Source organism: Streptomyces lycii (assembly GCF_009735685.1).
In the GTDB taxonomy this organism is placed as follows: Bacteria; Actinomycetota; Actinomycetes; order Streptomycetales; family Streptomycetaceae; genus Streptomyces; species Streptomyces lycii.
The window spans coordinates 55,898-62,369 of record NZ_WHPN01000035.1; the positions used below are offsets into that span (position 1 = coordinate 55,898).

5 protein-coding genes and 1 pseudogene are annotated in these 6,472 nt (G+C 73.4%); 3 read left to right on the top strand and 3 right to left on the bottom strand.

Annotated features, from left to right (window positions below; all coding sequences use genetic code 11):
- The first annotated feature begins 20 nt into the window (after positions 1-20).
- A complete protein-coding gene (locus GCU69_RS01800; protein WP_235978140.1) occupies positions 21-1,052 on the top strand; it encodes an aldo/keto reductase in 1,032 nt (343 codons plus the stop codon).
- A 243-nt stretch (positions 1,053-1,295) separates the two neighbouring features.
- Here the strand turns inward: GCU69_RS01800 and GCU69_RS01805 are convergent, their stop codons facing one another.
- The 3 genes from GCU69_RS01805 to GCU69_RS01815 form a co-directional block, all read right to left on the bottom strand.
- Positions 1,296-2,183, bottom strand: coding sequence for a DUF4429 domain-containing protein (locus GCU69_RS01805; protein ID WP_098751718.1), 888 nt, complete (start codon positions 2,181-2,183; stop codon positions 1,296-1,298).
- A 56-nt stretch (positions 2,184-2,239) separates the two neighbouring features.
- A complete protein-coding gene (locus GCU69_RS01810) occupies positions 2,240-3,478 on the bottom strand; it encodes an alpha/beta hydrolase (protein ID WP_098751717.1) in 1,239 nt (412 codons plus the stop codon).
- 125 nt (positions 3,479-3,603) lie between these two features.
- Positions 3,604-4,269: a TetR family transcriptional regulator gene (locus tag GCU69_RS01815; protein WP_235978141.1), complete on the bottom strand. Its 666-nt coding sequence runs from the start codon at positions 4,267-4,269 to the stop codon at positions 3,604-3,606.
- Between the two features lie 131 nt (positions 4,270-4,400).
- Here GCU69_RS01815 and GCU69_RS01820 point away from each other — a divergent pair, with 131 nt between their 5' ends.
- Positions 4,401-5,999, top strand: a complete 1,599-nt coding sequence (locus GCU69_RS01820; RefSeq protein ID WP_098751716.1) for an MFS transporter — start codon at positions 4,401-4,403, stop codon at positions 5,997-5,999.
- A 278-nt stretch (positions 6,000-6,277) separates the two neighbouring features.
- Positions 6,278-6,472, top strand: a pseudogene (locus tag GCU69_RS33135) (SH3 domain-containing protein); the annotation flags it as partial.

Sequence of the window (6,472 nt, forward strand, 5' to 3'; positions counted from 1 at the left end):
AGCACATGCCAGACCAGCACATGCCAGACCAGCGCATGACCGGCACGGAGATCACACGCACCACGCTCGGCACCGGCGGCCCCGAGGTCGGGGTCCAGGGGCTCGGCTGCATGGGCATGAGCTTCGCCTACGGGCCGACGGACGAGACCGAGGCCCGCGCCACCCTGGAACGCGCCCTGGAACTCGGCGTGACGCTCTACGACACCGCGGACATGTACGGGTTCGGGGAGAACGAGAAGTTCATCGCCCCCTTCGTGCGGGCGCACCGCGACGAGATCGTGCTCGCGACGAAGTTCGGCATCCAGCTGGATCCGGACGACCCGGCCCGTCGGACCATCCGCAACGACCGCGGGTACCTCCGCTCCTGCGTCGAGGGCAGCCTGCGCCGCCTCGGGGTCGAGACGATCGACCTCTACTACATGCACCGCCGCGACCCGGACGTGCCGATCGAGGAGACCGCCGGGGCCATGGCCGAACTGGTCACCGAGGGCAAGGTCCGCCGGCTCGGGCTGAGCGAGGTCACCGGTGACGAGCTGCGCGCCGCGCACGCGGTCCACCCGATCGCCGCGGTGCAGTCGGAATGGTCGCTCTTCAGCCGGGACGTCGAGCGCACCGCGGTGCCCGCCGCCGCCGGCCTGGGCGTCGCCTTCGTGCCGTACTCACCGCTCGGCCGCGGCTTCCTGACCGGCGCGTTCACCGACGCGATCCAGGAGCTGAGCAGCGACGACTTCCGGCGTACGATGCCCCGCTTCTCCGGGGAGAACGCCGCGGCCAACGCGGCCCTGCTGGAGCCGGTACGGGCCGTCGCCGAGGCCCGGGGCGCCACCCCCGGCCAGATCGCGCTGGCCTGGGTGCACGCCCGGGCGGAGCGGCACGGGCTGAGCGTGGTGCCGATCCCCGGCACCCGGAAGCGGAGCCGGGTGGAGGAGAACACCGCCGCGAGCCGGATCGCGCTCACCGCCGAGGAACTGGCGCGCCTCGACCCGATCGCGGACCGGGTGGCGGGCACCCGCTACCCCAGCATGTCCTTCACCTCGGCCGGACGGGAGTAGCCCGGAAGGGCGGGGCGGAGCCGCGGCAGTCCGGGCGGGAGCAGTCCGGGCGGGAACAGTCCGTCCGGGAGCGGCCCGGCAGGAGCAGTCCGGCGGGAGCAGACCGTGCGCGAGCAGTCCGTGCGCGAGCGGCCCGGCGGGAGCAGACCGTGCGCGAGCGGCCCGGCGGGAGCAGACCGGGCGGGCGGAGCCGCGGTGGCCCGGGCGGGCGGAGCCGCCGCGGCGAGGCCGGAGCCGGTACGGCTACAGCTCCGCGAGCAGTTCGGCCTTCTTGTGGCTGAACTCGGCGTCGGTCAGCAGCCCCGCGTCGTGCAGCGCGCCCAGGTGCCGGATCCGGTCCGCGATGTCGGCCGGGGCCGGGCGCACGTCGGCCGCGAGGACCGGCGCCGGACAGCCCGCCGCGGCGGGACCCGGCGCCGGGTCCGCGGCCTGGACCGCCTGGAGGACCGCGGCGGCGAAGGGCAGCGACTCGTGCACCAGCCCGTAGCCGAGGCCGAAGACGACCGAGGCCGGGTCCTGGTCGGCGGGCCCGGGCGGGTCGCCGCCGTCCGGGCCCCGGCGCAGCAGCCGCAGATGGCCGTTGAAGACCTCCGGGGAACGCCACTCGATGCCCGCCAGTTCGCCGACCGCGAAGTGCTGGTCGCCCGCTTTCCACTTCGCGGACGAGGCGCCCGTCCAGAACCAGCGGAAACTGACGGTCTCACCGTCGAAGCCCGCCTTGCCGTCGTACGCCTTGAACGACAGCGGCGGCACGGGGGCTGCGACCAGATGCTGCTCGGCGGGTTCGGCGGCCTTCGGGTCCAGCACGGACCGCAGCTCGTCGGCGTAGTACTCGGCGAGGGTCTCGCGCTCGGCGGGCAGCACCAGCCGGTAGGGGTCCGCGCTCTCCTTGAGCTGGCCGGCCGCCGCGTCCGCCAGCGGATCCGCGCCGGGCCGGGGCACGGCCCGCAGCACCACCGTCCCCTTCTTGCCGGGAGCGAGCTCCACGGCCGACAGCGCCTCGAAGGGGACGCGCCGCTCACCGAGCACCTGGAAGAGCTTCGGTGTGCGGATCCCCCGTTCGAAGCGGATGAGCACGGAGTCCGTGTCGAACTCCCAGACGGTGTGAAAACCGGCCAGCACATCACCCATACGGCTCATCGTAGGCGGCGGCGGCCCGCCCGTCCCCCTTCCGAACGCTACGCGCGTCAAACCGCTGTGCTTCCGTTTGCCCCGGTCCGGCAGCCGTCGCCGCCGCCCGAGCAGCTGACCGAGCCGAGCGCGCCCACCCCGACCTTGGCGAAATTCCGCAGGCTGGCGGTGCCCGGCTCGAAGTAGCCCGCGTGGCCGCGCGCGCCGGCGGCCGACAGCAGCCGGGCGCCGAAGGACGGCGACACCGGGTCCGGACCGTGGCCGAGCGCGCCCAGCTCCAGGTTCGGCACGTCCTCGATCCAGTCGTCGGCGTCCCGGGTGGCCCAGATCCGGGCCCGCCCGCCGAGGTCCGCCGCCGACCCGGCGCGCATCCCCGGGCTGCCGGAGACCGCTATGTCGGTGACCCGGGACGGCAGGGAGGGCGCGGCGACACCGCACACCACCGAGCCGTAGCTGTGGCAGAAGAGGGAGACACGGGACCCGCCGGGCAGCGAGTCGACCAGGGACCCCAGCCGCACGGCTCCCTCCTCGGCGAGCCGGCCGGCCGCGGCGTCCACCCCGATGCCCGCGGGCGTGGTGTAGTCGGCCCAGGCGATGACCGCCGTACGGGCCCGCGGCGCGGCCTCGCGCTCGGCGGCGTACAGCGCCTGCGCCATGCCCGCCGGGGCCGTGTACTTGCGCCGGGTGCGCTCGAAGCTGAGCAGGTCGGTGTCCACGCCCGGCACCACCACGGAGACCCGGCGCGCCGAGGCCAGGTCACCGAAGACCTCCGCGGCACGCCCGCCGCCGGTGGGGTCGAAGGCCAGGATCTGCCGCCCGTGGCCGAGCATCGACGTGAAGCGGTGCACACGGCGCACCGCCTGAAGCCGGCCGAGGTCGGTGAGCCGCCGGTCGTGGGTGCGTTCCTCCTCGGCCGCCCTCGCCTGCCGGAGCGCCTCCCGGTTGGCGCGGTAGCGCAGCGTCAGCGGGACTCCGCCGAGATTGCCGACGACCAGCGGATAGCGGTCGGCCAGCCGCCGTCGCTGCGCCCGGTCCAGGGAGAGGAAGAACTCCGCCACCGCCTCGGCCGAAGCGCCCGGGTCCGGCAGCTCCCTGCCGTCCACCCGGCCGTGGGCCCAGGCGGTCAGCGCGGCCGCCCGCGGACCCGGCTCCGGCCTGTGGTTGCGGATCGCGGTCCAGCCGGAGGTGGCGAGCAGTATCAGCACCAGGGCCAGAACCAGCGCGGCCCGCGAGGCGGGTGAGCCGCTGAACCAGGAGGTCGTCGAGGAGGAGCCGAGCTCAGGAATGGAAGACACTGCGGGACACCCTAGGAGAAGCGCCCCGACCCCCGCGCGGAGGGTGACCCATTTCACGTTTCCCCGCGGGCAAAGCGGTCACACCGGACGCCCGGCCGGCCGCGTCCCCCCCCCCGTGTACCGCGTCACGTGGCCCCGGCCGCCCCGGCTCCCGGCTCCGGGCGGTCCCAGGCCGTCACGAGCGCCGGGCCGAGCCGGTCGAGATGCTCCTCGGTGATCCTGCGCAGGGACGCGGCCGAGGTGTCGCCGCCCGCCCCCCAGATCCGGCCGGTCGCCCGCATCACCCCGGTGAACGCCGCGACGAGGACCCGGGGCCGCGGATCGGCGTCCAGGTCCAGCCCCTCCCGGCGGGCGATCTCCTCGGCGAGCCGCTCCTCCATCGCGGCGGAGCGGCACATCAGCACCGCGAGCAGCGCGGGCGTGGACTCGATCAGCTGGTACATCCGCATGTGCAGGGCCGGTGAGACGCCCTCGACGGACTCGCCGAAGGTCTCCCAGGTCGCCCGCATCGCCCGGCGCAGGGCCGTCATCGGCGGTTCGGCCGGCGGCCTGGCGCGGAAGGCGTCGAAGAAGTGCGACTCGACGGTGTCCGGGACGGCGAAGGCGACCTCCTCCTTGCTCGCGAAGTAGCGGAAGAAGGTGCGCTGGGAGACCTCCACGGGCTCCGCGATCTGGTCGATGGTCGTCGCCTCGAAGCCCTGGGTGGTGAAGAGTTCCAGGGCCGAGTGCAGGAGCGCGGTGCGCGTGCGCCGCTTCTTCAGTTCGCGGAGTCCCCCCGGCTCTCCCGACACGTGCCGAATCGTCAACTACGGGGCCTTTCCTGGTCTTCTTTCCGCTGGTGGGAAAGTTTGTGAGCTACGTGACAGTTACCGACTGGTGAATTGGTTTGTCAACTGTCAGAGGCTGACAATAATCTCTCCGCATGACGTCTCAGACCACCGTCGCCGAGCCGGCGCCGGACCTTCCGGCCGGACCCCGCAAGGGCGTCCGGGGCCACCCGTGGCTCACTCTCTTCTCCGTCGCGATCGGCGTGATGATGGTTGCCCTCGACGGCACCATCGTCGCCATCGCCAACCCTGCCATCGCGGCCGATCTCGACGCGTCGCTCGCCGACGTGCAATGGATAACCAACGGCTATCTGCTGGCCCTGGCCGTGTCGCTGATCACGGCCGGCAAGCTCGGTGACCGCTACGGCCACCGGCAGACCTTCCTGATCGGCATCGCCGGCTTCGCCCTCGCGTCCGGCGCCATCGGGCTCTCCGAGAGCGTGCCGTTCGTCATCGGCTTCCGCGTCCTCCAGGGGCTCTTCGGCGCCCTGCTGATGCCCGCCGCCCTCGGCCTGCTCCGCGCGACCTTCCCGGCCGAGAAGCTGAACATGGCGATCGGCATCTGGGGCATGGTCATCGGCGCCTCCACCGCCGGCGGTCCGATCGCCGGCGGCCTGCTGGTCGAGCACGTCAGCTGGCAGTCCGTCTTCTTCATCAACGTGCCGGTCGGTGTGGCCGCGCTCGTCCTCGGCCTGGTGATCCTCAAGGACCACCGTGCGAAGAACGCGCCCCGGTCCTTCGACCTGCCGGGCATCGCGCTGCTCTCCGCCGCGATGTTCTTCCTGATCTGGGCGCTGATCAAGGCCCCCGAGTGGGGCTGGGGCGACCTGACCACCTGGACCTTCCTCGGCCTCGCGGTGGCCGGCTTCGCGGTCTTCGCCTTCTGGGAGACCAAGGTCGCCGAACCGCTGATCCCGCTCGGCATGTTCCGTTCCGTACCGCTGTCCGCGGGCGTCGTGCTGATGGTGCTGATGGCCTTCGCCTTCATGGGCGGGCTGTTCTTCGTCACCTTCTACCTGCAGAGCGTGCACGGTATGAGCCCGGTCGACAGCGGCCTCCAGCTGATGCCGCTGACCGGCATGATGATCGTGGCCTCGCCGCTCGCCGGCGGCATGATCACCAAGTTCGGCCCACGGGTCCCGCTCGTCGGCGGCATGCTCTGCACCTCGGCCGCGATGTTCGGCATGTCCAGCCTCGACGCGCAGAGCGGCGGCCTCGGGATGTCCCTGTGGTTCGCACTGCTCGGCCTCGGCCTGGCACCGGTCATGGTCGGCGCGACCGACGTCATCGTCGGCAACGCGCCGCTGGAGCTGTCCGGAGTGGCCGGGGGTCTCCAGCAGGCGGGCATGCAGGTCGGCGGCAGCCTCGGCACCGCCGTGCTCGGCGCCACCATGGCGGCCCGGGTCGACGACGAACTGCCCGGCAACTGGACCGACGCGCAGCTGCCTCCGCTCAGCGCGGAGCAGCTCGACCAGGCGTCCGCCGCCGTGGAGATCGGCACCCCGCCGGTTCCGCCGGAGGCCCCGCCGGAGATCGTCACGGCCATCACCAACGTCACCCATGACACTTTCGTGTCCGGTATGGGCTTCGCGTTCACCGTCGCGGGAGTCGTCGCTCTCTGCGCAGCCGGAGTCGCCCTGCTGACCAAGCGCGGCGAGAACGCCGAGGCAGGCGGCGGGGGCGTCCACATCTGAGCCGGTCCGGCCACGGACGGGACGCCGTGGCAGACGTCAACTCCGCAGGTCGACAGCGCCGGTCCCGGCGCACCCAGCAGCCCCGCCGGTCCGGTACCGGCGGGGCTGTCGCCTATCCGGGTGGCTCCGCCCGTCCCCTCTTGGCAGCGGAAGCGGCGGGCCGCGAGTCTCGTCGCCGCACCACACGACGGCGATCGGCCGTCGCCACCACGACGGCGGTCCCGCCGTCCCGCACCGCACGACGGCGATCCGAGCCGTCCCGCACCACGAACGGGGAAGTGATCCAGATGCGCCACGCCCTCACCACGGCCGCCCTGGCCGGTACCGCGGCAGCCGCCGCGCTGCTCCCGGCGGCCCTGCCCGCCGCGGCCTCCGACAGCGGCCGCGCCGGGGCCCGGCCCGCCGCCGGCTCCGCGGCCCACGGGGCATCCGCGGGACCCGCTGGTTCCACAGATGCCGCCGCGGCCCCGGCA

What these genes read in the sequence shown, in the direction of transcription:
- GCU69_RS01800 (WP_235978140.1), top strand. Translation starts at nt 21, where the DNA reads ATGCCAGACCAGCGCATGACCGGCACGGAGATCACACGCACCACGCTC.
- GCU69_RS01805 (WP_098751718.1), bottom strand. Translation starts at nt 2,183, where the DNA reads ATGGGTGATGTGCTGGCCGGTTTTCACACCGTCTGGGAGTTCGACACG.
- GCU69_RS01820 (WP_098751716.1), top strand. Translation starts at nt 4,401, where the DNA reads ATGACGTCTCAGACCACCGTCGCCGAGCCGGCGCCGGACCTTCCGGCC.